Raw genomic sequence first — 26,724 nt, 5'->3', positions numbered from 1 at the left:
GCTCGGCCAGACAGATTGTCTACATGTTCTCGCCAGCGGCAGCGGAGGCTGTGATCGAGTTCGGCCATAGGCCGCAAAAGGCACAGACAACCCCCATGGCAGGCATCAGCGACCGTATTCGCTCATCGCAGATCTGGAAATCCGTAGTTCGTCACGGCTTGCCCCGCGATCGCCAAGGCCGGGCCCTGGTCGTGGTCAGCAACCTTTTCCTGCACATCCATCCGGTGGACATGCGGCGGTACTCGCTGCGGTTCTGGTTCACCTGGGCGATGGGCTGGCTGACGTTTGTTCTCTTCGTCATCGAGACCATCACCGGCATCGCGCTGATGTTCTATTACCGACCGGCTGCCGAGCACGCCTACGCGGACATGCAGGCCCTGCGAGCGACTGTTTCTTTCGGTCTGGTGCGGGAGATTCATCGCTGGGGCGCTCACGCCATCGTGATAGCCGCCTGGCTGCACATGCTGCGAGTGTTTCTGACGGGCAGCTACAAACCCCCCCGTGAGTTCAACTGGTGCATCGGCGTTGTGCTGCTCGTGCTGACCATGCTGTTGTCGTTCACCGGCTATCTGCTGCCGTGGGATCAGTTGGCTTTATGGGCGGTCACGGTAGGGACCAACATGGTCTCGGCCGCCCCTGTGATCGGGAGCGACGGTCCCTGGTCCGGCCGGCTGCCGGCGGGCTGGGACCCCAAATCGCTTCTTCTTGGCGGCCGCGACGTCGGACCACCCGCCCTGCTCCGCTTTTACGTGCTGCACTGCGCCGTGCTGCCGGTGATCTCGGCAATCTTCATCTCGCTGCACTTCTGGCGAATCCGCAAGGATGGGGGTATCAGCGGGCCTGACGAACTGTACACTCCGTCGCAGGCACGCCGTCGCTCCAATCGAACAGCCCTTGTCCTTGCTTTGGCAGCTTTGACGGCGTTGCTACTCACGGCCGTCTTCGGATCATGGAGCGGCATCAAGGGATTGGTCAACTGGTATTGCCGACCCGAGAGGCTGCTGCCCATCGCAATCGCGGTCCTGGTCATCGGGCTCGCGGCCTACCGGTGGTGGAGCCGGCCGGTCTTCGCCGCGATTCTCGGCTTTCTCTTCCTGGCCGGCTGGGCGACGGCGTGTGCCGACCCACAGTTCTCATGGATCATTCTTCAGCCCGACAATGTCGCAATTTCCCTTATGGTTTGTGCTACCATCGGCTTCCTTTGGCTTGCCGCTCGACGCATGGCGATCAACGATCAGCGGCTAGGCCGGGGATTGCCGCCCTGCGAAGCCGAAGACCGCCTGCGGGTGATGGTTTGGCCCGACGTGCTGCGCGTGGAGCTGGTCATATTCCTGATCGCGGCCGCGGGCTTGATTGTGTGGTCCATTCTGTTGCGGGCGCCGCTAGAGGCCGCGGCGAACCCCGCCGATGTCCCGAACCCATCCAAAGCCCCGTGGTACTTCGTGGGCTTGCAGGAACTGCTGGTCTATTTCGACCCCTGGCTCGCCGGCTTCCTGATCCCTACCCTGACGATCGTCGGCCTTTGCGCCTTGCCTTATCTGGACGTCAACAGGCGAGGCAACGGTTATTACACGCTCCGCGAGCGTCCTTTCGCCGTCTCCGTCTTCCTGTTCGGCTTCCTCATTCTGTGGCTGCTTCCGATCGTCATCGGCACGTTCCTGCGAGGCCCCAACTGGAGTTTTTTCGGCCCGTTTGAACCGTGGGACCCTCAGCAAACCGCCGTTGCGACCTGCGTCAACTTCTCGGATCTGTTCTGGACGCATGCTCTGGGACGATCGCTGCCTTCGCCGGAGTCGACGGGAACCGCCGCGTCGCTCCTCCGGGAACTGCCGGGGCTGATCGCCCTGGCCGCGTACTTCCTCGGTGTTCCGCTCATCCTCAAGCGAACGTGGATGAGAAAGCTGGCCCTACAGATGGGCAAGCCTCGGTTCCTTGCCCTGATGCTTCTTCTGACCACCATGGGTTTGCTGCCGATCAAAATGCTTCTTCGCTGGATGTTCCACATCAAGTACATCGTTTCATTTCCGGCCTCGGCGTTCAATATCTGAACAGAATCACATGGAGAGGAGGCCCAACGGCCCTTTTCGGCGGCTTCGAGGGGCGCCGGCACACAACCCGCCGGTAACATCCGCCAGGCCCCCCTCGGCTTGCGTGCCGACAGTTCGCCTCATTACCGGTGCGCATGAGCCGAAAGCAATCGGTAAACGACTGACAATCAAGCCCCAGACCGACCGGCGGTTCCGCAATGATCAGGAGTACACGTATAATCCTTCATCGGTTGACAGGCGGCCGGTTTTCGGGGACAAGTAACAAATGAGCCGGCGACGTGCCTCCGAGCAAGGCCAGGAACGGCACGGATCGCGGTCAACGCAATCGGACATGTGGCGGCAGGACCGCCCAACGAAAGGAGAACCTACGATTATGGCGGAAGTCAATAAGGTTTCGATTGACGCGAGCGAATGCATCTCGTGCGAGGCGTGCGTTGACGCCTGTCCGGACGTGTTTGAGATGGGCAAGGATGCGGCCGTCGTGAAGGCCGGGGCAGACATCCAGGCGAACAGCGATGGCATCGTCTCGGCCGCTGAAGCTTGCCCAACCAGCGCAATCAAGTACGAGTGATGCCTGCGTCCGTCCGGTTCGCGGGCGGTTTAGCAGGAGCGTTCTCGGAATAACGACCGGAAGCAGCAAAAACACGCTGCTGCTTCCGGTTCTCATTGCGCTCGATGGTCTCACCGCCCATTGCACCCACCTCCGGCGATTTCACCGCGAAAACCCGATGTGCCCAATGGTACGCTGGTCGGGAAGGGGCAGAGCCTTGAACGGCAAGCTCCACATGTGACTCACGGCCCCTGCCGGTCGGCCGCTGCCGCACTCGGATACTTCGGCACCGTCTCGGTATTCCTGATCGGAGTACCTTGAACTCAGACAAGAGCGGGGCCCGGACAGCGTTCCTGATCACGTCGGCGGTGGAGCCGTGTCTCTGCTGCGGTGGTGCAAGATGAAATAGGTGACTTCCACTCCACCAAGCATCACCCAGATCACTGCGGCCCAGAGCAAACCGGCCATGAAACCGCTGCGAGCGCCGATAACGATCCAGGCGGCAGCCATGACGATGATGATAACCGCCATCCAGATCGCAAGAACGATCTTCGGAGGACGCTCCTGGCAAATCATGGCCACCCCCGTATGTCAGAGTGCGGCCGCAACGGGTCTTTCACCGACCTCCCGTCGCAGCCTCATCTGTGCTCGGCATAGCATCGCGCCCCGCAGCCCGGACGGGACAATGCTTCCCCAGATAATAAGACACACGAGGCACCGTTTTGTTCCGAAGAAAACATCGCCGGGACATGTATCCAGATCCGCCATGCCGGTAAACGGTTCACCGGCACAAAACGCGTGCCTGCCTGTGACGGCGAATCGTCATTTCGGGCGCCTGGTGTTATTGCAAGCCTCAATCGGTCGATAACCGGTGTAATGTCCACTCTTGGCACTGCGGCGGGTGATCTGCGCGCGAATTTCTTGGCGATGGCCCAGGAGGCCGACCTCTATCCGTTCATCTCGACGGTGGAGATGTACCTCGCACAGGTGCCCGATGATTGGCCGATGCGCGGGCTGGCCATGAAGGCCCTGGCGGGCAAGGGGCTCTTAAGCATCGCGGTGGAGATCGGCCGCGCTTGCCCACGATCGGGCCCCGAGGCCGGCCAACTGCTCGACGCCGCCGAACAACTAGCCAAGGTGCCTAACGAGATCGTCCCATGGGCCAAGACGCACAATCGCTTTGCCGCAAACCTGGCCGCACTTCGATCCAGGGGGCAGAACCAAGCCATGCTCGCCGACGCCCTTGCGAACGTGTGGCCTGCGATGGAGAAGGATCTGACGCTGCACCAGGCCAACGACGGCAATCTGCTGGTCCGTGGATCGCGCTCGGACGGCACGAGGATGTGGATTCCGGCAGCCCTGGACTTCCGCAATGCCGTGGAACACATCGCCAAGACCGATGCTTTCAAGGGTAAATGCGGACCGCCCCTGCTGATCGACGGAGTCGGCATGGGTTGGTGGCTGTCCGGGCTCTATGCCATGACGGCCAGAACCTTCCTGGACTACAGCAGCACCCTCTACATCGTCGAAACCAACCTGAAAGCCTTGGCTTTGGTGCTGCGACTACACGACTGGTCGGCGGAACTCGCCGATCCGCGGGTGTATATTCTGGGCGGACCGGACGCATGGGAAACCTGGCGGAACATGATGATCGCCGACACGACTCTACCACTTCCGTCAACCTGCCAGGCGACGGTCCGGTGGCCCGGACAAAAACCCACGCCGGGACAAGAACGGCTGGCCGAGGTCAACCGGCATCGCATCGACCACCTGATCGAATTGCGCCGGCGTGCCGAAGAGATTTACGCCGACCGCGACGCCGCCTGGTGGGCCCGACGATACGCTGCCGCCGGGCCACAAGACCCGCTCCGCGTTCTGTGCGTCACGTCACGGTTTACAACATTCTTGAAGTATTCGATGCGCGATACGGTCAGCGCGCTCGAGGGGGCGGGCATCCGGACGCGACTGCTGATCGAAGCTCAGGACCATCTCATACTCGGTCCGCACGCGTACATGGAGACGTTCATCGAGTTTCAGCCCGACCTGGTGCTGATGATCGATCATCATCGCCACGAGCAGCCGAACGCCTTCATCAACAACGTGCCGTTCGCCTGTTGGATTCAGGATCCACTGCCCAATTTGATGTGCCGCCGCGCCGGCGAGGCGCTCGGTCCGCTCGACTTCACCTTTGGCTATTACCGCAACCGCTGCACCAGGGAATTCGGGTACCCGGCCGATCGATTCTTCACCGCTCCCATTCCCGTGGCGGATGCGATGTTCAGCGAGGAACCGGTTAGCGATGAGGAGGCGAAGCGACTGGCCTGCGACGTGATGTACGTGGGGCACCTTAACCAGACGATCGAAGCGTTGCGAACGCACTGGCGGGCCGAGCAGCCCCGCGAGCTGCATCCGATCCTGGACGACATAGATGCGTTCGTCGACCGCGTCCTGGAACGGGGCGAACACTTGAGGGAACACTACTCGAACACCGATCCTACGGAGCTTGTTCGACGGTTGGCCGGCGATCGCGGGAAGCACCTCCGGCCGGAGGATGCCGAGCGGCTTTTCACCTTCTACGCGAACCGCACGTTCGACATCGGTTTTCGCGTCCGGACGCTGCAGTGGGTCGCGCGATGGGCACGGGACACCGGCCGGGTGTTCAGGTTGTATGGTAACGGCTGGCAGCACGTCCGCGAGCTCGCGCCTTTTGCCGTTGGGCCCATCGAGCACGGCGAACCGCTTCGCAGGGCCTACCGCTGTGCGACCTTTGCCATTCAGACCATGCCGGCAGGCTTCCGACATCAGCGATCGCTGGAGGCCATCGCCGGCGGCTGCCTTGTGCTCACCCGTTACATCGCAACCGACTTCGGCGGCCTTGATCTGGAGGAAGCCCGGCGGCGGCGAAAGGCAGGCGAGCCCCTGCCCGCAACAGCCGCCAGTTTCCCCCGACTCGATATGGTTACGTTCCGCGACCCTCAGGAAATGGCTTCGGTGGCCCAGGAACTCCTGGACAAGCCCGATCTGCGCCGCGAACTCCTGGCGGAGTTCCGGGAGCGCGTGCTGCAGGAGTTCAGCTACGGTCGCGTCATACGCACAGTGATCGAATACATTCGAGACGCCTTGCAGCAGCAGGCTTCAGTTCGACAAGGGAGTACCTGAACAAGACCCGTCGGTGCTGCTTGATGAGCAAACCCGCTTCGCGAATCGGGTTGCCTGACAAACCCGATGAACGACCGACTGCCAGTCAATGACGAAAACCATATGTCGAAGACTTGCCGTGGCAGCATGAATGACCTTCGAGTGTCCGGTTATGCCATCCGCGGCCTTCCTTAGCGGCTGAGCGGTCTCAGACTTTTCGCTCCTGCCTGGAAATCGCTGGAACGTCGGGCTTGACCAGGGGGGCATAGTCGGGAGACGCTGCCGAGCCGCCCCCGCGGGCCACCTGCGTGTTCGGGAGAGAAAACTTGACCGGGACGGCCGCCAGGTCTTCAGGCAATTCAGATTCGATCTTGCCGAGGCGGTGCCCGAACCACGTCGTCAGGGGCACGTAAAAATAGCCCACCATGAAAAGGCAGAGGAAGGGCACGCCGATGGTCAGACGCTGCTGCTTTGGATCGGCGGGATTCAGAGGAGCGGAAAAACACATGATTACGCAGCCCAACAGGTAAATCGCAATAGCGAACTCCACGAAGGGCTGAAGCTTAACCCGCTTGAGGGATTTGCGGGCGTTCTCAACCTGCCGTTTCCAGCGGTGGTCACGGGCCACAACCCCGAACTTCGGCGTCCGAACGAACTCGCCGGGTTTGCCGAAGAAACCCGCGAACACGGCCCGCGCGTTGTTCAGCGCGATACCGATCCCCAGGGCCATCAGGAACGGAATGTACTTCAGGCTGTCGGCCCACGTACGAAAGAGAACCCGCTGACTGCAGACGTAGAACGTCCCGGCCGAACAGGTCGCCAGAATGAGAATCGAGAAATCGAAGAGGTATTTCCAGAACCCTTCCTGAAACATGCTCACCTTGAGGTACACGATGGGGTACATCATCAAAGTGAGCAGCACGATGCACGGATAGACGATGCAGCTCGTGAGATGGAAGAAGGCTTCCATCTTGATTCGCCTGGGCAACCGCGAGCGCAGAACCGTCGGCAACAGCTTGCGGGCCGTCTGGGCTCCGCCCTTGGCCCACCGGTACTGCTGCTGCTTGAAGGCTTCCATGTCCGGCGGCAACTCGGCCGGAGAGGCCAACTCAGAGAGAAACAGGAACTTCCAGCCCTTCATTTGCGCGCGATAGGAGAGATCCAGGTCTTCGGTCAGGGTGTCATGCTGCCAGCCCCCCGCGTCTTCAATACACGTCTTTCGCCAAAGCCCGGCGGTCCCGTTGAAACTCATGAACCGCCCCGAGCGGTTACGGGCCGCGTGCTCGATGACGAAATGTCCGTCCAGCAGAATCGCCTGCGTCTTGGTCAGGAGCGACTGATCGCGGTTAAGATGCTCCCATCGGGCCTGCACCATGCCGACCCGCGGGTCGCAGAAATAATGAATGGTCTCACGGAGAATCTCCCGAGGCGCGAGAAAATCCGCATCAAAAATCAGGATGAACTCGCCGGTTGCAGTTTTCATGCCCTCGGAGAGCGCGCCTGCCTTGTAGCCGGTTCTCTGGGTGCGATGAAGGTGGCAAATGTTGAAGCCCTGCGAACGCCAGTACTTCACCGCCTCGCCGACGATCTGGACGGTCTCGTCGGTCGAATCGTCCAACACCTGGATTTCAAGGCGGTCGCGCGGGTAGTCGATTCGGCAGGTCGCGTCAATCACCCGCCGGGCCACGGCCTGCTCGTTGTACATCGGCAGTTGGATCGTGACGCGCGGCAACTCTCTGAAACAGGCGGTCAGCTTGGGCTTGTTCGAGCGATACTTATAGAACAGATGGACGAGCTGGTACCGATGCAACCCATAAACGCTGACGATCAGCAGGATGATGACATAGGTCGCCAGAAAGACTGCGCGAAAACCTTCGTTGCTGAACAGCCATTCCATGAAACCAGGACACCTCGGTTGAGTGGTCGCATCCTTCAGAACGAGCGCCATCCCAAACGCGCCGCCTCGTTCCACCCCAAATTGATCATGACGATTAGGAATAAGAATGTCAACGGCTTACGGTTTGAGGGCGGCAATCAGCAAGTCGCGGATCTCTTCGGCCCTTCCTGGGGCGTATTTTGAGGCGTTCCAGCGATACCCCAGACCGTCGCCTGCTTTGCGCGGGATAACGTGAAAATGAACATGGGGAACCTCCTGACCGGATTCGCGACCGTTGTTCTGGAGAATGTTATAGGCAGCCGCCCCCACGGCCTTCATCAGCGATCGGCCAAGCATGGGCAGATGGCGGGTAATCGCCATGACGTGCTCCGGGGACATCTGGTCCAGCCGCTCGACGTGCTGCTTGGGGACCATCAGAAGGTGCCCTTCCGACAGCGGACCGATATCAAGGAACACCAACGCAGCGTCGTCTTCAAACACACGCATGCACGGGATCTGACCGGCAATGATTCTGCAGAATACGCAGGAAGCATCGATCATCGCACTCCTCCGTGCCGCGGTACCGCGGTTCGGCATGACCTCGAGTTGCCTGCCGCATTCCGGATCAGCAAGTCTACGGTCCGCCTCACTCGCCCTGAGCTTCCGCCGTCGGCTGCGACTGAGTTGAGCGGCTCTTCTTGGCAGCCTTCGCGGCGGCCGCGTAGCGCCGTTCGGTCCGGCGCTGCCGGGCGGTCTTCTCAGGCCGCGTCACCGTGCCGGGGGATTCTTCCTCTCCCAGCAGTTGGAGAACAGCCATCTGCGCATTGTCGTTACGGCCGCTGGGACCAAGCTTGATGACCCGCGTGTACCCGCCGGGACGCCCTTCGAACCGAGGAACTACCTCGTTGATCAGATGATGAACGATGGAAACCGCCGTGAACTTCTGACCACCGCGGGCCTGACCCAACCGATACCGCCGCCCACTGCGCATCCGCAGGACCTTGGCGCGGGCGGCATACGTCATATCCTCATACTGCTCCTGGTAGCCCGAGGGAATCATCGATCGGTCACCCAGCAGCGCGGCCAGACGTTGCCGGGCAGCGAGATTCCCAGACCTGGCCTTTCGCCCCAGAGTGATCAGCCGCTCAACAAAAGGACGCAGATCCTTCGCTTTGGGAAGGGTCGTCGTGATCTGCCCATGCTCAAAGAGGCTCTGGGCCATATTGCGCCGAAGGGCCTCTCGGTGCTCACTCGTTCGATTCAGTTTCCGCCGTGCAACAAGGTGTCTCATTCCAAACGCTCCCAACTCACCTGCCGGACTCACCCGCGCCGGGACCCAAGCTCACAAAAGTCTCCCGTAGCCGTCCTCCGATCCCGGTCGTTCGAACCTGCTCGCCTCATTGACCCATCTGGGCCGTGCTGCCCACCGTGCCGGCGTCGACTGCCGGCGCCGCCGGTGCGTCGGTCGCCATCGTTGTCGGAGCGGCCTCGCCGGTGTCCGAACCACCCGCCGGAGTCTGCTGAGCAGGCGCGTCGCCAAAGACCATCCCAAGGCTCAGGCCCAGGTCGGCCAGCTTGCGCTTCACTTCACGTAACGAGGTCCGGCCAAAACTCCGCACCTTCAGCAGATCGGTCTCGGTCATCCTGGCCAGTTCGCCCACGGTGGTCACCTTCGCCGACTCCAGACAATTGCTTGCCCGGACCGAAAGGTCCAACTGGGAGATCGGCATAGATAGACGATCCTGCAACGCCTTGTCCATCATTCCGCCGGTCGCCTCGGCCTCAGACGGGGCGGCCACCTGCTCCCGACCCAACTCGTGATACTGGACGAAGGGGTTGAGGTGCTTGCGAAGAATCCTGGCCGCCTCGACCAACGCATCTTCCGGCCGGATCGTGCCCTTGGTCCAGATTTCCATAATCAGCTTGTCGTAGTTGGTCCTCTGTCCGACGCGCGTCTCCTCGGTCTTATAGCGGACCCTGGTGACCGGCGAGAACACCGAATCGACCGCGATCACCCCGAGCTCGTCCGCCGGGTTGCGGTTTTCGTCCGCCGTTCGGTAGCCTCGACCTGAGCTGACCCAGAAGTCGATGTTCAGTTCGACGTCGGCGGTCAACGTCGCGATGAGCTGGCCGGTGTTGATAATCGTAAGAGACGGATCGGCCTCGATGTCTCGAGCGTAAACCTCCCCCGGCCCGCGCCGGGACAGGTGCATCGTCTTCTCGCCCTCGCCCTCGCCCTCCATGCGAATGACCAGGCTCTTGATATTCAGGATAATGTCGGTCACGTCTTCCATCACGCCGGGCAGGCTCATGAACTCATGGCTGGCCCCGGCGATCCGCACCTTGGTAACGGCAGCGCCTTCGAGGCTCGATAACAGGATTCGACGAAGGCTGTTCCCGACCGTCGTACCGAACCCCCGCTCAAACGGCTCGACCACGAGCCGGGCATAGGTGTCCGTACTGATCGTGTCATCCCGAACAACCTGAGTAGGCAACTCAAGCCCACGCCATCTGATTCGCATTGGGATTCCTCCACAATTGCCTGCAAGCTCGATGCAAACGGCGCTCGATTCGAGGATCACCGGGCTTTCATCTGCGGCCGGACGAACCGGCCTCTGATGAACGACGTCGGGTACCCCTTTCGACTCGGCCCGCACCCACGAAAAGCCGTTACCGGCTGCACATTTCCACGATCAGTTGTTCCTCAACCGGAATCTGGACGTCGTCCCGTGACGGCAGGGCCACCACGGTTGCCTCCATTTTGTCGGCGTCGACCTGCAACCAGGACTGCGGTTGCAGCGAGCCGGCCAGTTCCAAGTGGCTCTTGGCGAGCTTGCGGCTCTTGTCCGAGTTCTTCACGGTGATGCGGTCGCCCTGGCTGACGCTGAAGCCGGGCCGATCAACCTTCCGCCCGTTGACGTAGATGTGCCCGTGGCTGATCATCGCCCGGGCCGCCTTGCGCGAGGGAGCCAGACCCGCCTTGCGGACCACATTGTCCAGGCGGCACTCCAGAAGCCGGAGCAGGGCCGTCCCGGTGTTCTCCTTGGATCGTTCCGCCCGACGGAAATACAGCCGGAAACCGCGCTCCAGAATGCCATAGTATCTCTTCACCTTCTGCTTCTCACGAAGCCGCACGCTGTAGCCGCTGGACTTCCCGCGCCGCCACGCGTGCATGCCCGGCGGATTCGATCGCCACTGCTTCTCCATCGGGCACTTCGCGGTTTCGCAACGCGGCCCCTTCAGCATCAGTTTGATGCCTTCTCGCCGGCAAAGCCGACAGACTGGACCGATGTATCGCGACATCTATTCTGTTTCCCTTGTGCTGCGTCCGTTAACCGGATCAACCTGCCTTGAACGGGTCATCCACCACGGCGTCCGTTCTTGTTCAACCCTGCCTGCCGTCTCAAGTCCCCGCTCGTTCAGCCGAACTCCCGTGTCCGGCAGCTCCCAAACCGCCCGAATCACACCCGGCGCCGCTTTCTCGGACGGCAACCATTATGCGGCAACGGCGTCACGTCCTCGATGCTCAGCACCCGAAGCCCCGCCGCCTGCAACGAGGTGATCGCCGACTCCCGTCCCGGGCCGGGACCTTTGACGCGAATCTCGACCTCCATCACGCCGAACTTGCGGGCCGCGTGCGCCACCTTCTCGGCGGCTCGCTGCGCGGCAAACGGAGTGCTCTTCCGCGTGCCTTTGAAGCCCACGGTCCCCGCCGACGCCCATGTCAGCACCTCACCGTTGGTGTCAGTGATGGTAATCTGCGTATTGTTGAAGGTCGCCTTGATATGGGCGATCGCGCGGGCCACGCTGCGCCGCGCCTTTCTCCTGACGACCGTTCCCGCTGCTGCCTTACCCACGATGCATCTCCTTCACGCCCTTCTTCCCGGCCACGGTCTTCTTCGGACCCTTGCGGGTCCGGGCATTGCTGCGCGTCCTCTGGCCGCGGACCGGCAGGCCGCGACGGTGACGCAAACCCCGGTAGCAACCGATGTCACGGAGACGGGCGATGTTCTGCTGCACCTGCCTGCGAAGCTGACCTTCCACCAGATAGTTCCGGTCGATCACGCCGGCGATTCGGCTGACCTCGTCTTCCGTCAGATTCTTCGCCCGCGTGTTCGGATCTACTCCCGCCTCTTTCAGCACCACCCGCGCCAGATGCGGTCCAATGCCGTAGATATACCGCAGCGCGATCTCGACTCGCTTTTCATTCGGCACATCAACGCCTGCAATACGCGGCACGTTGCCACTCCTTCCTGCAACAGGCTCCTACCGTCAGCCTTGACGCTGCTTATGACGCGGATTCGAGCACACCACCCGGATCACGCCCCGGCGACGGATAATCTTGCAATTCTCGCAAATGCGACGAACACTGCTCCGCACTTTCATATTTCGGTCCTCCGCCGCGCTTGCACGCCTACCGCCCGTCCGTCAACACGTCCGCCCCGTGACCGGTGACCGCGATGGTGTGCTCAAAATGGGCCGCATACTGCCGGTCCTTGGTCACCACCGGCCACCCCGTAGAGTCCTCATAAACCACCTGCGGCGATCCCATGTTCACCATGGGCTCGATCGCCAGCGTCATTCCTTCCGTGAGCAGGAAATCCAGTCGCCGCTCCCTCGGATCGACATAGTTGGGTATTTTCGGCTCCTCGTGCATGCTGCTGCCGATTCCGTGGCCGACAAAATCACGTACCACCGAAAAACCCGCCGCTTCCACATGGGCCTGCATCTCGGCGGCGATCTCGCTCCACCACACCTTCGGGCGAATACGGGCCACCGCGATCCCCAACGCCTCCCGGGTCACCCTCAGCAACCGTTTCACCGGTTCGCTCACCGTGCCCACGGGAATCGTCGTGGCGGCGTCCCCGCAGTAGCCCTCCAGCCGAACGCCGCAGTCCACACTGACCACGTCGCCTTCCGCGAGCACCCGCTCACCCGGTATCCCGTGTACCACCTGCTCGTTCACGCTGGTGCACAGGGCCGCGGGAAACGGGAATCTCGCTCGGTCGTTACGCTGCCCTCGAAAGAGGGCCTCAGCCCCCGCCTGCCGGATCATGTCCTCGGCGACCGCGTTCAGTTCGGCCGTCGTCACGCCCGGCCGCACGTATTGCTCGATCCGGCGAAGCACCTGATGGACGAGCCGCCCGGCCCGTCGCATCCGCTCGATTTCCTCCGGTGTCTTCAACCCTGCGGTTCGGGATCGTCGCTTGATCGTTCTCAACGGCTCATTCCATTCCCAACCGTCGGCGAACCGCTTTCGACAGCGCCCGGAATACTGCGTCCATCTCTAGGCTGCCGTCCACCTCCACAAGAAGCCCCTTCTTCCGATAGTAAGCTTCCAAAGGAGCAGTCTGTCGGTGATAGGCATCCAACCGTTGTCTCACAACCTCAGCCGTGTCGTCCGGACGCTGAACCAGTGCGGTGCCATCGGCGTCACAAATGCCCTCCTGTGCCGGCGGCAGGGTTTTTACATGATAAACCGCGTTACACCGGGGACAAGTACGCCGCCCGGTGATCCGGTCAAGGATCATCTCATCAGGCACCGCCAGCGCGGGAACCGCATCCACCCGCTTGCCGGCTTCGGCCAAGGCCTTATCCAGGCTCTCGGCCTGCGCCACCGTTCGGGGGAACCCGTCCAGGAGCAAACCCGCCTTGTCACCCAGGCTGCTCAACTGGGCCAGAACCGCCCCGATGATGATTTCATCCGGAACCAGCTTGCCCGCGTCCATATACTCTGCGGCCTTCTTGCCCAACTCGGACCCTCTGGCCCGCTCGGCCCGCAGCAAGTCGCCGCTCGACAGGTGCCGCAGCGAAAAGGCCTGGGCCAGTCGCACGGCCTGCGTGCCCTTACCGGCTCCAGGAGGACCAAGAATGACCAGATTCATACCCATCGCATGCCCTTCGGGAACCTCCCACTAATCCGAGGCGCCCAGGAACCCCTTGTAGTTGCGCATCACCAGATTGGCCTCGATCCGCTGGACCACGTCCAGGGCCACGCTTACCACGATCAGCAAACCCGTGCCCCCCAGGAAGGCCGAGATCTGATAGGGAACGTCCAACGACACGAACACCACGGTCGGAATCACCGCAATGATCGCCAGGAAGGTCGCACCCACGTAGGTGATACGCGTCATCACCCGTTCAAGGTAGTCCGCCGTCCGCTTGCCGGGCCGCAGGCCGGGAATGAAGCTCCCGTAATCCCGCAGGTTGTTGGCCATCTCTTTGGGCTGGAACTGAACCGCGGTCCAGAAGTAGGCAAAGAAGTATATCATTCCGATGTAGCCCAGCTCGTGGAGATAGCTGCCCGTCCTCAATTGATCGGAGAGGATTCTCAGGATGTTGCTGCCGCCAAAAGCGCTCGCCAGGTAACTCATTAGAATGCCCGGAAAAATCATCAGAGAACTGGCGAAAATGATCGGCATCACGCCGCCGTGATTGACCCGCAAGGGCAGGTACTGTCGCTGGCCGCCAAGAACACGCCGGCCGCGGGTGTGCTTGGCTTGCTGGATCGGAATACGCCTCTGAGCCTGGGTGATCAGAATCGCGCCGGCCACCACGGCCACAAACGCTACCAGGATGAAGATGATCTTGAGCGGCGTCATCGCACCCTGCGGGGCCCCCGCGCCCACGCTGAAATCCGCCCGCTGATAGACCTCGATGACGGCATTGGGCATTCGGGCAATGATACCGGCCATGATGATCAGACTGATGCCGTTGCCGATACCGTATTCGTCGATCTGCTCGCCGAGCCACATCAGGAATATGGTCCCCGTCGTCAGAGCCATGACGGCCATCATCATGAAAAGAACTGAATCCTCAAAGTCCCTGTAGACGTAGCGCGAGTTGATCATGTAGTTGACCCAGAACACGCCCTGGATCAGACACAGTCCGACGGTGGCGTAACGAGTATACTCGTTGATCTTCTTGCGGCCCGATTCGCCCTCCTTCTGAAGCTTCTCGAGCCAGGGCACCACGGTCGCCAGGAGCTGGAAAATGATCGAGGCGGAAATATACGGCATGATCCCGAGCCCGAAAATGGTGCTCTGCTGAAGATCGCCGCCGGTAAACAGAGCGAAAACCGCGGCCATCTGCCCGAAGCCCGTGCCGCCCCCGGCCGCCTCGGCCGCCTTCGCCATCTCGTCCTGGTTGATACCGGGCAAAGGAATGTAAAACCCCAGGCGATAGATGATCAGCAGCCCGAGCGTGAACATCAACTTCTTGCGCAGCTCAGGGATCCTGAAAATGTTCGCCAATGTGCTGAACATGCCCGCATGCCTCCAGTCGTTCCGGCCGGCCTCAGCCGAGCGACTTGATCTGGCCCCCCGCTCGCGTGATCTTCATCGCGGCCGACGTACTGAAGCAGGTTGCCTCGACGTCAAACTTCTTCGACAGGTCACCGACGCCGAGGATCTTCACGGGATCGGCGGCACTTCGGATCAGACCGGCCTCCGCCAGAACCGAAGGGTTGATCTTGGCTCCGTCCTCGAACGTTTCCTGCAACGCTGCGATATTAACCACCTGGAACGTCCGCCGGAAACGGAAGTTCGAAAAGCCCCGCTTGGGAATCCTGCGAAAGAACAGCATCTGGCCGCCCTCGCGGAGCACATGCCCACGCGTCCCGGTCCGGGCCTTCTCGCCCTTGTGCCCGCGGGTACTGGTCTTGCCGTGACCCGAACCCGGACCGCGACCGACCCGCTTGCGACGTCGGTTGCGCTTGGCCTTCGAGGTAATCTCAGCAATCATCATGGCCTGTCACTCCCGCCCGGCGGCCCTATCTGACCGCAACCTCCCGAAGCTTTTGGACGTCTTCCTTGGTCCGCAGGGCCGCAAGCCCCTCGAACGCCGCCTTGACCAGGTTCTTCGGACTGGTCGAACCGTAGACCTTGGTCAACACGTCCTTAACACCCGCCAGTTCCATCACCGCCCGCACGCTGGCTCCCGCGATAACGCCGGTTCCTTCGCCGGCGGGGATCATTTTCACCCTGCTGGCTCGATATTTTGAAAAAACCATGTGAGGAATCGTCGACCCGTCCAGATTCACGCTGATCATGTTTCGCCGGGCGGCCTTGGCACCCTTCTCCACGGCATTGGGAACCTCATTCGCTTTTCCATAGCCGATACCCACTCGACCGTTGCGGTCGCCGACAACCACCAGGGCCCCAAAGCTGAATCGCCGACCGCCCTTCACCACGGTGGCACACCGATAAATCTTGACCACGACCTCGTCGAGCCCGTCGGCAGGTCCGGTTCGTTCGGGACGACCGGGACCACGGCCCCGTTCGCCTCGCTCGTCTCGCTCCCGACGTTCGCCCTCGGGGGCAAACGAGCCGCCTTCGGGAGGTTCCGGGGCCCGGCCGGCCAGCCGTGACGCTGCCGAATGGGTTACCTGCTCGCCGGAAACCTCGCCCTGAGTCTCATTCGTCTGGTTATCTGCCATCAGCGCCTCGATCACAACCGGCTCGCCGCCCTCTCGCCGAAAAACCGGTTCATCCTAACACCTCAGATCTTGATACCCGCCTTGCGAACCGCCTCGGCCACCGCTTTGACACGCCCGTGGAACCTGTAACCGTTGCGGTCCATGGTCACCTGCTTCACACCCTTGGCCAGGGCCCGCTGTGCCAGCAGGTCGCCAACCTGTGCGGCGGCGGCGACGTTCCCGCCGTATTTCACCACGCCCGCCAGTTCCTTGCTGACGCTGCTGGCCTCGACCAGCGTGCGTCCGGTCTCGTCGTCGATCATTTGCGCGTAGATATTCTTTAGGCTCCGGAAGATCGTCAGCCTCGGCCGCTCCGCGGTACCGAAAACGCGCCGCCGCACCCGCATTTTGCGGCGCTGACGACGCTGCTGCTTGACCTTGATCATGCTCATGCTGCCACCCGATACTCTCCGTCTGCGGGTCAACTCGCCCCGCCGGCAAAAGCCTTGCCCTGTTTCCTCCGCACGTGCTCGCCCACAAATCGAAGCCCCTTGCCTTTGTAAGGTTCGGGAGGCCGAATCAACCGCAGCTCCGACGTGAACTGCCCGATCAACTGCTTGTCCGCGCCGGTTACGGTGAACCGCGCCGGCTCGCTTTCACCGCGCGCCGTGGGCACTTCCACCGTGACCGTCAACCCCTTGGGAATGTCAATGACATACTGCGCCTCTTTCGGCTTGCCCTCCGCATCGACGCCCCGACCCATGTATCCGCAGTTGAGCAGAAACTTGCCTCCCTTCACCTGGCAGCCGTAGCCGGTCCCATAAATCTCCAGCCTCTTCTCATAGCCCTTGGACACGCCGGCAACCATGTTGGCAATCAGCGCCCGCGTTAGCCCGTGAAGCGCCTTGACCCGGCTGGAATCGTCCGTGCGCCCCACAACGATGAGGCCGGCTCCCGAGTCGGCCTGAACCGTGATCTCGTCAGGGAACCGCCACGACAGCTCCCCCTTGGGCCCTTTGGCCGTCACGGTGTGGTCTTTCACGATGACCTGCACACCGGAGGGCACCGGAATGGGTTTCTTGCCGATACGAGACATCGTCTTTAGTCCTTCCAAACCGTCCGGCTTCCGCCGGATACATTCCTCGCCCCGTCAGCACACCGTACAGAGTACCTCACCGCCGATGTGCCGTTCCCGGCACTGTCGATCGCTCAGAACACCTTGGCTGGTCGAGACGATCGCGATGCCCAGACCGTTGAGCACCTCCGGCAGGTCCTCAACCGCCCGATAGTCGCGCCGACCAGGCTTGGAAATCCGCTTGATCTCCGTCAGCACGGGCTCGCCGCGGCGACCGTACTTGAGCTTGATCCGCAGGATCCCCTGACGCCCGTCGTCGATCCGGTCGTATTCCTGGATGTATCCTTCCTGCTTGAGTACCTCGGCAATGCCGGCCTTCACGCGCGACGCGGGAACCTTAACCTCGCGGCCGCGGGCCATGGCCACGTTGCGAATCCGCGTCAGCATGTCGGCGATCGGGTCACTCCACATCGTCTCAGTCCTCTTTCTTGCCGGCCGTCCTGCTAGTACCCCGGCAACCACCGGGGCCTCGCGACGCTCACCAACTCGCCTTCTTCACGCCCGGAATCAGGCCTTCGTTCGCGAACTTCCGGAAACAAACGCGGCACATCCTGAATTTCCGGTACACCGCGTGCTTGCGGCCGCAAATCTGGCACCGGCGCACGATCCGGCACTTGAACTTCGGAGGCCGCATTGCCTTGTGAACCCACGCTTTGGTTGCCATATCTGCCCGCCCAACTCTCGGCGCTTACTGCCGGCGCCGAATGATCATCTCACTTCTTGTCGTCCAAGGCCGGGTCGCTGCGGAAGGGCATGCCCAATAACCGTAGCAACTCGCGCGCTTCACGGTCGCCCTTGGCGGTGGTCGTGATGCACACGTTCATACCCTGCGCAAACTCTACCGCCGCCGGGTCAATCTCCGGAAAAACCGTCTGCTCGTTCAGCCCCAGGGAATAGTTCCCGCGCCCATCAAACCCTCGCGGGTTTAACCCGCGGAAATCACGGATACGCGGGATGGCGATGTGGATCAGACGGTCCAGAAATTCATACATCCGCGTCCCGCGAAGCGTCACCTTCAGCCCGATGGGCATGCCGCTGCGGAGCTTGAAGTTCGACACGCTCTTGCGGGCCTTGCAAACCATGGGCTTCTGCCCCGTGATGGTCGCCAGATCCTTTGCGGCCAGCTCGAGCAGCTTCTTGTCCTGAACCGCCTTGCCGACGCCCATGGACACCACAATCTTGTCCAAGCGCGCCACCGCCATGCGGTTATCGGTGCCCGCCCGTTCCAGAAGCCTGGGGAGCACCTCGTTCCGGTATTTATCCAACAAGCGAGCCATGCCTATTCATCCGCCTTTGCGCGGGTCAATTCGCTCAGTCGAGACCCGCGAACCGACACGCGATACTTGGCCTTTACTTTGCCCTCCGCGTCTCGCACCACCTCGAACCGGACACGTCCGCCGCGGCCGGCCTTCTCGTCGTAAGGCACCACGTTGGAAATATGGATCGGGGCCTCCTTCTGAAGCCGTCCACCCTGCGGATTGCGCCGGCTGGGCCGGACATGCCGGAAAACCGTGTTCACGCCCTGCACCAGCACCAGGCCCTTCTTCGGGAAAACCTTCAGCACCTTGCCGCGTTCGCCCACGTGGTCACCGGCAATCACCTCGACCAGATCGTCTTTCCTGATGTGGCAAGCCATTGTTCCGCTTCCGAATTCACTTGCGCCTTGCGCTCAAGCCGTTCAAACCACCTCATCCGCCAGCGAGATAATCTTCATGAACCCCTTCTCCCGAAGCTCGCGGGCCACCGCCCCGAAAATCCGCGTCCCTCGCGGCTCATTCCGATCGTCGATCAACACCACGGCGTTCCGATCAAAACGCACGTAACTGCCGTCCGGACGCCGGGTGGCATGCTTGGCCCGCACAACCACCGCCTTCACCACGCGCGCCTTGTGATTGCCCGGCTTCATGAAATCACTGTTGGCCAACGCCTTCTTCACCGTGCAGATGACAATGTCTCCCACCCCGGCCACTCGGCGTCTCGGCTTGCCGGCCCGCGCGGTACTGCCTCCGAGAACGCGAATGACCATCACCTGCTTGGCGCCGGTGTTGTCCGCCACATCCACCATGGTCTGTTGCTGAATCATCGCTCTATCTCGTCCATACCGAGCCGCCGGCGGCTTACGTCAGTCCCGGGGCGCCGACTCGATCACGCGAACCAGCCGCCACCGCTTGGTCCTGGAAAACGGCCGGCATTCCATCAGTTCCACGCGGTCACCCAACCTCGCCGTCGAGGCCGCATCGTGAGCCTTCACCGTCAGCGATCGATTCAGGAACTTGCCGTACTTCGGGTGCCGGGCCGTATAGTGCACTCTTACCGCGATCGTCTTGGGCGTCTTGTTCGCCGACGTCACCACACCGATCATGGTCTTGCGGGCCCGTCGCCCTTTGACCTGTGCCGTGTTCTCTGCCATCGCCTGCTACCTGATTCCTTTCGGCCTGCGTCCGGCCGTCCGACTCCCGCTTCCACGCGGGACGCTCCGACTACTTGTGCCTTGCCAGCGTCTCCAGGTGATACTGTTTCTGTTCGATGCCCGTTTCACCACGCTCGCGAAGCACGGTGTAAACCCGGGCGATGTCCCGCTTGGCCTTGGTCAACATCGAGGGATCCTGCAGATTCTCGGTCACCGCCTGGCTGCGAAGATCGAACAGATGCCGGCGAAGCCGGTCCATCTCGGCATGGAGCTCCTCGGTCTTCATGTCCCGGATTTCGGATACTTTCATACCTCAACTCCTCGTCGCCGCACGTCACACCGCATGCCGTCGAGCCACGAACCGGCAACGGAAGGGCATCTTATGGGCCACCCGGGCCAATGCCCGCCGGGCCGCGTCCTCGGTCACACCGCCCAGTTCAAACAGAATCGCACCCTCGCGCACGACGGCCACGTAGTATTCCGGCTCACCCTTGCCCTTGCCCATGCGGGTCTCCAACGGCTTGCCGGACACCGGCTTGTGCGGAAACACCCGAATGTACACCCTTCCCTGACGGTGCAGGAAATGGGTCGCACACATACGGCCCGCCTCGATCTGCCGAGCGGTCAGCCAGCCGGTCTCCAACGATTGCAGCCCGTATTCGCCGAAGGCCACCGTGTTACCGCGATGCGCAACACCTCGCACCCTCCCGCGCTGCGACTTGCGGTATTTCATTCGCTTCGGCATCAACGCCATGGCGATTGCTCTCCGTTCAATACTCCGGGCTGCCGGGCCGCCAAGCCCGCTGCCCCATCCAGCCCAACTACCTGCGGCCCCGCCGTCGATGCCGCGGCTTGGCTCCTTCCTCCGACTCGACCGACGCGGCCTCGTCGCCGAAATTACCCAGGTAGATCCACACCTTCACCCCGATCGCTCCCGTCTTGGTCTTGGCCACCGCGAAACCGTAGTCCACGTTCGCCTGAAGCGTCTGCAGCGGGATCGATCCCATCTTCTGCGTCTCGGTGCGGGCCAGTTCGGCGCCACCCAGTCGGCCGGAACACATGATCCGAACACCCTTGGCCCCCGCCGCCATCGTGGCATCGCACCGCATCTTCATAACCCGTCGGAAACTGCTCCGCTTCTTGAGCTGCTCAGCCACCGCCGCAGCTACGAGCTGGGCATCCAGATCCGGGTTCTTGATCTCAACCACATTCAGGTTGACCTTCCGGTCAATCAGGTCCTCCAGCTCCTCCCGAAGCTTGTCCACCTCCGCACCCTTCGGTCCGATGACCAGACCGGGGCGAGCAGTGTGCAGCACCACCCGAACTTCGTTGCGGGTCCGCTCGATCTCCACCTTGGATACCGCGGCGTACGGCGGCCGCTCGTTCAACCGGTCATCAATGTACTTGCGGATCCGACAGTCCTCGATGAGGAACTCGCCATAGGCCGCCTTCGGGGCGTACCACCGGCTCTTCCAATCCAGCGTGATACCGGTTCGGAACCCGATTGGGTTGGTTTTCTGTCCCACACTCAGCTCCCGGCTCTCGGCCTCTCGGAACGGGTCCGCCTGTGAACCCGCGACCAAAGGCTTCTGCTCACCGCTCCTCAACCACAACAATAATGTGACTCGTCTTCTTCAGTATTTGATGCGCCCGGCCACGATCCTTCGGCCGCCACCGGCGAAAGTACGGGCCCGGGTCGATCCGGGCCTCGGCCACGAACAGCCGCCGAACGTCGGCCTCCTGCTCATTGGCATTGGCAATCGCGGACTTCAGCACGTTTGCAATCAACCCGCTGGCCCGCTTCGGCGTGAAGCGAAGGATATCCTGCGCGGTGTTGATCTTCTGACCGCGGATCAGGTCCGCCACCAATCTGGCCTTGCGCGGACTGACGCGGGCATAGCGATGCACTGCCCGATATTGCCTTTCTTTCACTGTTCCGTGTGCCACGATCGTCTACCTCTGTGGAACCTGCGGGCACCGGCCTGACCGCCGACGGCCCCTTCCACCTTACTTGCCGCCTGACGAAGCCTTCGCGGGCCCGCCTGCCGGAACTGCGGCCGGCCCGGCTCCCGCCGCCCTCGCCTTGCCTCCATGACCTCGGAAGTTCCGGGTGGGACTGAATTCGCCCAGCTTGTGCCCGACCATCTCCTCGGTCACGAACAACTTGTGAAATACCTTGCCGTTATGAATCTCGAAGTTGACACCCACAAACTCTGGAACGATCGTGCATCGCCGGGACCACGTGCGAATCGGGGCATGGCTGCCCGTCTCCTTCGCGCGCAGAACCTTGCGAAACAGCTTCTCGTCAACAAACGGCCCTTTTTTCAGACTCCGCGTCATCTTCGGTTCGCTCCCGATCCTGAGCTCCGACGTCTACTTGCTCCGGATCACCTGCCGTCCATACCGCACGCTTCGCCGGCGGCGCAGGATTCGCTTGTTCGAGTTCTTCCTCGGCGAGCGCGTCTTGCCACCCTTGGCGAGCTTACCCCAAGGGCTGCACGGATGGCGTCCTCCGCCGCTTCGGCCCTCCCCGCCGCCCAGCGGGTGAGCGATCGGATTCATCGAGGTGCCGCGGTTGTGCGGCCGGCGGCCCATGTGCCGCTTACGCCCCGCCTTGCCAATTTGGATGTTCTGGTGGTCGGCGTTGCCCAACTGGCCGATCGTCGCCCGACATTCCACCCGAACCTGACGCATCTCGCCCGACGGCAAGAGCAGCGTCGCCCAATCACCCTCGCGGGCCACCAACCGAGCACTCGACCCCGCCGATCGCACCAACTTGCCGCCTTGGCCCGGCATCATCTCGATGTTGTGCACGTCCATGCCCACCGGAATCCGCTTCAGCGGCATACAGTTGCCCGGCTTCGGCTCCACCTGCTCGCCGCTTTCCACCCAATCTCCGGCTTTCAGACCGGCCGGGGCTAGGATGTAACTTCTCGTCTTGTCAGGGTATTCGATGAGGGCGATATGGCAGGAACGGTTGGGGTCGTACTCGATGGCTTGGACGACGGCTCGGCCGGAATCGTTGCGGCGCTTGAAGTCAATCAGTCGGTACATGCGCTTGTGACCGCCGCCGCGCCACCAGGAGGTTATCTTGCCGTGGTGATTCCGACCTCCGGTCTTCTTCTTCGGCTCCAGCAGACACTTCGTGGGCCGGCGGCGCTTGTCGGTCAGTTCACTGAAATCACTGACCGACCCGGCCCGGCGACCCGGTGACGTCGGATTGTATTGCTTAATGCCCATGGCCCGCTCGAATTCCCTCTGTTCTCTGCTCTAGCCCGACTCCGCCGTCAGAACAGGTCAATGTGATAGTCCGGGTGCAACACGACGACCGCCTTCTTCCAGCCGCGGGTTGTCCCGATCGTCAGCCGGTACCGCCGACGCTTGCCGCTGCGGTTCGATGTCCGGACCGACATCACCCTCACGTTGTAAATCTTCTCGATCGCCTGCCGTATCTGAGCCTTGTTGGCCTTCGGATGGACCTCGAAGGTGTAGGCTCCGCCCCGTGCCGGCCGCGTTCGGGTCCGCTCATGCGATACCTGGCTCTGGTGCGTCCCTTTCTCCGTCACCAGCGGCCGAATGATCGTATGGTAGATGTCCATCGCTCAGTATCCTTTACTCCAGGGCTGCCCCCGTACCCGGTCAAACTTGGCTCCGAGACGCCGGTGCGAAAGTCGCCGGATCAGCCAGCACGGCATCCAGCGCCGCCTTCGACAAGAGAACCTTCCGACGGCGCAGAATCTCATACGCGTTGAGATCCCCTACTTGTCGAATCTCCGTCTTGGGGATGTTGCGCCCGGACTTGTATACCGTCACATTAGGCTGATCGATCGCCAGCACGCAACCCTGATCCGCCCCAACGGCCTTGAACAACGCGTAGAGTTCCTTCGTCTTGGGCTTGTCCATCGTCAGGGGGTCAATCACCGCAACCGCACCGGCCTTCATCTTGGCCAGAAGAGCGCTGTTCCGGGCCGCTCGCCGCATCTTGCGCGGCATCTCGCGGCGGTAATTACGCTCCAGTTTGGCAAAGGCCACCCCGCCGCCGCGTCGGATCGGCGTCCGGACCGTACCCATGCGGGCGTTCCCCGTGCCCTTCTGCCGGTACAACTTGCGCGTCGATCCCTCCACCATGGACCGGCATTTCGTGCGCGCGGAGCCCTGCCATTGGTTCATCTGAAACGCCGAGATGGCCTGCTTGAGCAGGTCGTAGCGGACGCGGCCGCCCAGGATGGCCTCGTCAACCTGGACCGCTCCGGTCCGTTCGCCACTCATGTTGTATACAGGTACCTCGATCATCACCTGCACTCCGCTGCCGCCCCAGGGCGGCTCACGCCACCCTACTTCTTGGCCTTGGCCTGCCGCACCAGCACGTAACCGCCGTTCGGCCCAGGAACGCTCCCCTTCACCAGAAGAAGATGGTTCTCCTTGTCCACACGGATCAGTTCCTGATTGCGGCTGGTCCTTCGCGCATTGCCCATGTGACCGGCCATGCGCTTGCCCTTCTTAATGCAACGGCCTCGACCCCGCTGAGCCATGCCCCCGATACCCCCCGGAGAACGATGCTTCCGCTCCGTCCCGTGTGAGTTCGGCTGACCACCGAAGTGGTGACGCCGCATGACGCCCGCGTAACCCCGCCCCTTGGTCGTTCCAACAACGTCCACGTACCGGACCTGGGCGCTCTCAAACAGCTCAACCGTCCATACATCCCCAGGACTGGCCTGCGGGGCCTCCTTCAGGCGAACCTCGCGAATCAGCCGCTTCGGACCGGTTCCCGCCTTGGCGGCGTGCCCGATCATCGGAAGCGTCGACCGATGAGGCTTCACGTCCTCGAAGCCCAGTTGCACGGCATCGTACTTGTCCGGTCCCGCGGCCGACTTGGTCGCCAGAACCGAGCACGGCCCCGCCTGGATCACGGTCACCGGCACGACCTCGCCGTTCTCGGTATACACCCGAGTCATTCCGACTTTTCTGCCTAGCAGTGCCGCCACCATGTGAAAAGACTTCCCTTCAAAGCCCTGCGGGCTCATCCTCTTGGGTCATGCCGCGCGATCAAGCTCACACGGCCAAGCTGCTGAAAAACGATGACTGTAGGAGCGAAAAAGCCGCCGCCCAGTCGGTATCAGGCCTTGATCTTGACGAACACCCCCGCTGGAACAACCAGCCGATTCAAGGCTTCTACCGTCCGCGCGGTCGGCTCGTAGATGTCGATCAAACGCTTGTGCGTTCGCATCTCAAACTGCTCGCGGGACTTCTTGTCAATGTGCGGCGAGCGCAGGACGGTGTAACGCTCGATCCGGGTCGGCAGCGGAATCGGACCACACACCCGCGCGTTCGTCCGCTTGGCATGATCCACGATCTCGCGGGCCGATGCGTCCAATGCCCGCGGGTCGTATGCCTCCATCCTGATCCGGATCCGTTCGCCCTGCATGACCTTCCTCTAAATGCTTCTTGCGGCCCTTTGCGGCCTTGTCTCACTGCTCCCGCCCGCACCCACAACCCCGAAAAAGACCCGGCAACCCCCGTCGCTCCCGCCTCCGCGGGCAATCACACGGGCTGCCATCGGCCTCGTCATCGGTTCCGGTCCGCCAAACCCTCCGCGCTAAACCTCCACGGCGACAGGGTTTGCATGGGTTAGACGCAGACCCGTAAGTTTAGCCATCCTGAGGAATCTGTCAACCCCAGCCCGCCGTGATTTTTTCCGCTTTTCCGACGTCCGTCAGCCCGCCGCTTTCCGAGATAGTTATCGGACGCTAGTGCGCCGCCCATCAAAGGATTCAAACTGACATAACTTCAACTCGCAGCAATAATTGCGTCTCCAATAGAGGGTGGCACAATCGCATAGTGGGACGGCTCCATGGTCCAGCTCCCACGACCTTGGGTAAGACTGCGGAGATCGGTGGCATAGCCGAACATCTCCCGAAGCGGAACCATCGCCTCGATCACCCTCTGCCCCCCACGTACCGTCGCGTCGTTGACCACCCCCCGGCGACGGGTAAGGTCGCCACTGACCGCCCCAAAATAGCTCTCCGGCGTGATGACCTCGACCCTCATGATCGGCTCCATCAGGGCAAGCTGGGCCGACTCGGCCGCCCGATCGAAGGCCATTCGGGCTGCGGCCTCAAAGGTGCCCTCCGTGCTGTCCGTCTCGTGCTCGGCGGCCTCCAGCAGGATGATCTTGAGATTGATGATCGGGTAGCCGCGAAGACCGGTTCTTGCCGCATCCTTCACCGCATTGGCCACGGCCGCCAGAAACTCCGGCCGTATGGCCCCCTCCGGCACCCTGCTCTCGAAAACCACGTGCTCTTCGCCTTCCTTCGGAGTGAACGGCTCGAGCTGCAACTTGACCCTGGCATAGAGGCCCTTGCCGCCCGTCTGCCGCTTGAATTCCTCCTCGCAGACGGCCACGGCCGTGATCGTGTCCCGATACGAGACCCTGGGCGTCCCGACGCGGACGTCAACTTTCATGTCACGCCGCAACCGATTGACAAGCACCTCGAGATGAAGCTCGCCCATGCCGCTGATCAGCGTCTGCCCGGTTTCCTCGTTCGCCCGGTATTCGAACGTCGGGTTCTCGCGGGACAACATCGCAAGCGCCTCCAGCATGCGGTCACGATCCGCCGACGACTGCGGCTCGATCGACATGCTGACCACCGTCTCGGGAAACTCGATCTTCTCGAGCAGCACCGGATGCTTCGGATCGCACAACGTGTCGCCCGTAAGCGATTCCTTCAAACCCGTCACGGCCACGATATCACCCGCCACGGCACTGTCGATCGGCTCGCGCCGCTTGGCGAAGACGCGGAGGATCCGGCTGACGTTTTCCTTGACGCCGCGGGCCGGGTTGAGCACTCGCGAGTTCGTCTTCAATGTCCCCGAGTAAACGCGAACAAAAAAAACGTCCACCGGCTTCTCGGCCACGACCTTGAACACGTATGCAACAAGCGGGCCGGTCGGATCGCAGCGACATTCCACCGTGCCGCCCTTGGCTTTTTCCTTCGACCTGCCCTTGTGCGACTTGTCGGCGAGATCCGGCACCTGGCCGACGATCGGCGGACAATCAAGCGGGCTCGGCAGGTAGTCGATCACGCCGTCAAGCAGCCGCTGGATACCGATATACGCCAGCGCCGACCCGCAAAACACCGGATGGGCCAGAT

General features: G+C 62.0%; 36 protein-coding genes. 3 read left to right on the top strand and 33 right to left on the bottom strand.

Annotated features, from left to right (window positions below):
- Positions 1–95: 95 nt before the first annotated feature.
- Both PLL20_10335 and PLL20_10330 read left to right on the top strand, forming a co-directional pair.
- Positions 96–2,048 carry a cytochrome b N-terminal domain-containing protein gene (locus PLL20_10335; GenBank protein ID HPD30384.1) on the top strand — a complete coding sequence of 651 codons (1,953 nt, stop codon included), beginning with the start codon at positions 96–98 and terminating at the stop codon, positions 2,046–2,048.
- A gap of 373 nt (positions 2,049–2,421) precedes the next feature.
- Positions 2,422–2,619 (top strand): ferredoxin, encoded by a 198-nt coding sequence (locus PLL20_10330; protein ID HPD30383.1) that lies wholly within the window; start codon positions 2,422–2,424, stop codon positions 2,617–2,619.
- A 336-nt stretch (positions 2,620–2,955) separates the two neighbouring features.
- On the opposite strand, the gene PLL20_10325 is transcribed toward PLL20_10330, so the two are convergent.
- Positions 2,956–3,174, bottom strand: a complete 219-nt coding sequence (locus PLL20_10325) for a hypothetical protein (GenBank protein HPD30382.1) — start codon at positions 3,172–3,174, stop codon at positions 2,956–2,958.
- A 300-nt stretch (positions 3,175–3,474) separates the two neighbouring features.
- Between PLL20_10325 and PLL20_10320 the strand changes: the two genes are divergently transcribed.
- Entirely contained in the window at positions 3,475–5,757 is a 2,283-nt protein-coding gene (locus tag PLL20_10320; protein HPD30381.1) for a glycosyltransferase, read from the top strand.
- Between the two features lie 187 nt (positions 5,758–5,944).
- Here PLL20_10320 and PLL20_10315 read toward each other — a convergent pair whose 3' ends face one another.
- The 32 genes from PLL20_10315 to PLL20_10160 all read right to left on the bottom strand — a co-directional run.
- On the bottom strand, positions 5,945–7,633 hold the full coding sequence (locus PLL20_10315; protein ID HPD30380.1) for a glycosyltransferase family 2 protein: 1,689 nt from the start codon (positions 7,631–7,633) through the stop codon (positions 5,945–5,947).
- A 117-nt stretch (positions 7,634–7,750) separates the two neighbouring features.
- Complete coding sequence (locus PLL20_10310; GenBank protein HPD30379.1) at positions 7,751–8,173, bottom strand: HIT family protein; 423 nt, start codon at positions 8,171–8,173, stop codon at positions 7,751–7,753.
- 85 nt (positions 8,174–8,258) lie between these two features.
- Entirely contained in the window at positions 8,259–8,903 is a 645-nt protein-coding gene (rplQ, locus tag PLL20_10305; protein HPD30378.1) for a 50S ribosomal protein L17, read from the bottom strand.
- A gap of 106 nt (positions 8,904–9,009) precedes the next feature.
- A complete protein-coding gene (locus tag PLL20_10300) occupies positions 9,010–10,134 on the bottom strand; it encodes a DNA-directed RNA polymerase subunit alpha (protein ID HPD30377.1) in 1,125 nt (374 codons plus the stop codon).
- Between the two features lie 148 nt (positions 10,135–10,282).
- On the bottom strand, positions 10,283–10,915 hold the full coding sequence (rpsD, locus tag PLL20_10295) for a 30S ribosomal protein S4 (GenBank protein HPD30376.1): 633 nt from the start codon (positions 10,913–10,915) through the stop codon (positions 10,283–10,285).
- Positions 10,916–11,073: 158 nt separating this feature from the next.
- Positions 11,074–11,469, bottom strand: a complete 396-nt coding sequence (gene rpsK, locus PLL20_10290) for a 30S ribosomal protein S11 (GenBank protein ID HPD30375.1) — start codon at positions 11,467–11,469, stop codon at positions 11,074–11,076.
- On the bottom strand, positions 11,462–11,851 hold the full coding sequence (gene rpsM, locus PLL20_10285; GenBank protein ID HPD30374.1) for a 30S ribosomal protein S13: 390 nt from the start codon (positions 11,849–11,851) through the stop codon (positions 11,462–11,464). Before rpsM ends, rpsK begins: the two co-directional genes overlap by 8 nt.
- A gap of 33 nt (positions 11,852–11,884) precedes the next feature.
- Positions 11,885–11,998, bottom strand: a complete 114-nt coding sequence (gene rpmJ / locus PLL20_10280; GenBank protein ID HPD30373.1) for a 50S ribosomal protein L36 — start codon at positions 11,996–11,998, stop codon at positions 11,885–11,887.
- A 28-nt stretch (positions 11,999–12,026) separates the two neighbouring features.
- The gene (gene map, locus PLL20_10275) at positions 12,027–12,833 is read right to left on the bottom strand and encodes a type I methionyl aminopeptidase (GenBank protein HPD30372.1); all 807 of its coding nucleotides are present in this window, start codon (positions 12,831–12,833) and stop codon (positions 12,027–12,029) included.
- 4 nt (positions 12,834–12,837) lie between these two features.
- Entirely contained in the window at positions 12,838–13,497 is a 660-nt protein-coding gene (locus PLL20_10270) for an adenylate kinase (GenBank protein HPD30371.1), read from the bottom strand.
- Positions 13,498–13,527: 30 nt separating this feature from the next.
- Complete coding sequence (secY, locus tag PLL20_10265; protein HPD30370.1) at positions 13,528–14,877, bottom strand: preprotein translocase subunit SecY; 1,350 nt, start codon at positions 14,875–14,877, stop codon at positions 13,528–13,530.
- Between the two features lie 31 nt (positions 14,878–14,908).
- Positions 14,909–15,358 (bottom strand): 50S ribosomal protein L15, encoded by a 450-nt coding sequence (gene rplO, locus PLL20_10260; GenBank protein ID HPD30369.1) that lies wholly within the window; start codon positions 15,356–15,358, stop codon positions 14,909–14,911.
- Positions 15,359–15,383: 25 nt separating this feature from the next.
- Entirely contained in the window at positions 15,384–15,830 is a 447-nt protein-coding gene (rpsE, locus tag PLL20_10255) for a 30S ribosomal protein S5 (protein ID HPD30368.1), read from the bottom strand.
- Positions 15,831–16,111: 281 nt separating this feature from the next.
- Positions 16,112–16,480: a 50S ribosomal protein L18 gene (gene rplR / locus PLL20_10250; protein ID HPD30367.1), complete on the bottom strand. Its 369-nt coding sequence runs from the start codon at positions 16,478–16,480 to the stop codon at positions 16,112–16,114.
- A 29-nt stretch (positions 16,481–16,509) separates the two neighbouring features.
- Positions 16,510–17,124, bottom strand: coding sequence for a 50S ribosomal protein L6 (gene rplF, locus PLL20_10245; GenBank protein HPD30366.1), 615 nt, complete (start codon positions 17,122–17,124; stop codon positions 16,510–16,512).
- Positions 17,125–17,178: 54 nt separating this feature from the next.
- Positions 17,179–17,574 (bottom strand): 30S ribosomal protein S8, encoded by a 396-nt coding sequence (rpsH, locus tag PLL20_10240; protein HPD30365.1) that lies wholly within the window; start codon positions 17,572–17,574, stop codon positions 17,179–17,181.
- Between the two features lie 67 nt (positions 17,575–17,641).
- Complete coding sequence (locus PLL20_10235) at positions 17,642–17,827, bottom strand: type Z 30S ribosomal protein S14 (GenBank protein HPD30364.1); 186 nt, start codon at positions 17,825–17,827, stop codon at positions 17,642–17,644.
- 49 nt (positions 17,828–17,876) lie between these two features.
- Positions 17,877–18,440: a 50S ribosomal protein L5 gene (gene rplE / locus PLL20_10230; protein ID HPD30363.1), complete on the bottom strand. Its 564-nt coding sequence runs from the start codon at positions 18,438–18,440 to the stop codon at positions 17,877–17,879.
- Between the two features lie 2 nt (positions 18,441–18,442).
- Positions 18,443–18,799 carry a 50S ribosomal protein L24 gene (gene rplX / locus PLL20_10225; protein HPD30362.1) on the bottom strand — a complete coding sequence of 119 codons (357 nt, stop codon included), beginning with the start codon at positions 18,797–18,799 and terminating at the stop codon, positions 18,443–18,445.
- Positions 18,800–18,841: 42 nt separating this feature from the next.
- Positions 18,842–19,246 carry a 50S ribosomal protein L14 gene (gene rplN, locus PLL20_10220; protein HPD30361.1) on the bottom strand — a complete coding sequence of 135 codons (405 nt, stop codon included), beginning with the start codon at positions 19,244–19,246 and terminating at the stop codon, positions 18,842–18,844.
- Positions 19,247–19,285: 39 nt separating this feature from the next.
- A complete protein-coding gene (gene rpsQ / locus PLL20_10215) occupies positions 19,286–19,573 on the bottom strand; it encodes a 30S ribosomal protein S17 (GenBank protein ID HPD30360.1) in 288 nt (95 codons plus the stop codon).
- A gap of 70 nt (positions 19,574–19,643) precedes the next feature.
- Positions 19,644–19,883: a 50S ribosomal protein L29 gene (gene rpmC / locus PLL20_10210; protein HPD30359.1), complete on the bottom strand. Its 240-nt coding sequence runs from the start codon at positions 19,881–19,883 to the stop codon at positions 19,644–19,646.
- A 24-nt stretch (positions 19,884–19,907) separates the two neighbouring features.
- On the bottom strand, positions 19,908–20,327 hold the full coding sequence (rplP, locus tag PLL20_10205; protein HPD30358.1) for a 50S ribosomal protein L16: 420 nt from the start codon (positions 20,325–20,327) through the stop codon (positions 19,908–19,910).
- Between the two features lie 67 nt (positions 20,328–20,394).
- Positions 20,395–21,099, bottom strand: coding sequence for a 30S ribosomal protein S3 (gene rpsC, locus PLL20_10200; protein ID HPD30357.1), 705 nt, complete (start codon positions 21,097–21,099; stop codon positions 20,395–20,397).
- Positions 21,100–21,166: 67 nt separating this feature from the next.
- Positions 21,167–21,520 (bottom strand): 50S ribosomal protein L22, encoded by a 354-nt coding sequence (gene rplV, locus PLL20_10195; GenBank protein HPD30356.1) that lies wholly within the window; start codon positions 21,518–21,520, stop codon positions 21,167–21,169.
- 60 nt (positions 21,521–21,580) lie between these two features.
- Positions 21,581–21,913, bottom strand: a complete 333-nt coding sequence (gene rpsS / locus PLL20_10190) for a 30S ribosomal protein S19 (protein ID HPD30355.1) — start codon at positions 21,911–21,913, stop codon at positions 21,581–21,583.
- 33 nt (positions 21,914–21,946) lie between these two features.
- Complete coding sequence (gene rplB / locus PLL20_10185) at positions 21,947–22,813, bottom strand: 50S ribosomal protein L2 (GenBank protein ID HPD30354.1); 867 nt, start codon at positions 22,811–22,813, stop codon at positions 21,947–21,949.
- A 47-nt stretch (positions 22,814–22,860) separates the two neighbouring features.
- Positions 22,861–23,172 carry a 50S ribosomal protein L23 gene (gene rplW / locus PLL20_10180; protein ID HPD30353.1) on the bottom strand — a complete coding sequence of 104 codons (312 nt, stop codon included), beginning with the start codon at positions 23,170–23,172 and terminating at the stop codon, positions 22,861–22,863.
- Between the two features lie 40 nt (positions 23,173–23,212).
- Positions 23,213–23,866, bottom strand: coding sequence for a 50S ribosomal protein L4 (gene rplD / locus PLL20_10175; GenBank protein HPD30352.1), 654 nt, complete (start codon positions 23,864–23,866; stop codon positions 23,213–23,215).
- A gap of 41 nt (positions 23,867–23,907) precedes the next feature.
- Positions 23,908–24,561: a 50S ribosomal protein L3 gene (rplC, locus tag PLL20_10170; protein HPD30351.1), complete on the bottom strand. Its 654-nt coding sequence runs from the start codon at positions 24,559–24,561 to the stop codon at positions 23,908–23,910.
- A 128-nt stretch (positions 24,562–24,689) separates the two neighbouring features.
- Entirely contained in the window at positions 24,690–24,998 is a 309-nt protein-coding gene (gene rpsJ, locus PLL20_10165; protein ID HPD30350.1) for a 30S ribosomal protein S10, read from the bottom strand.
- 362 nt (positions 24,999–25,360) lie between these two features.
- Positions 25,361–26,724 (bottom strand): TetM/TetW/TetO/TetS family tetracycline resistance ribosomal protection protein (locus tag PLL20_10160; GenBank protein HPD30349.1); only part of this gene is annotated, 1,364 nt, incomplete at its 5' end.

It is taken from the genome of Phycisphaerae bacterium, from assembly GCA_035384605.1.
Lineage (GTDB): Bacteria > Planctomycetota > Phycisphaerae > UBA1845 > PWPN01 > JAUCQB01.
The sequence above is the reverse complement of the archived record's forward strand: the minus strand, read 5'-3'. Positions and strand labels throughout refer to the sequence as shown.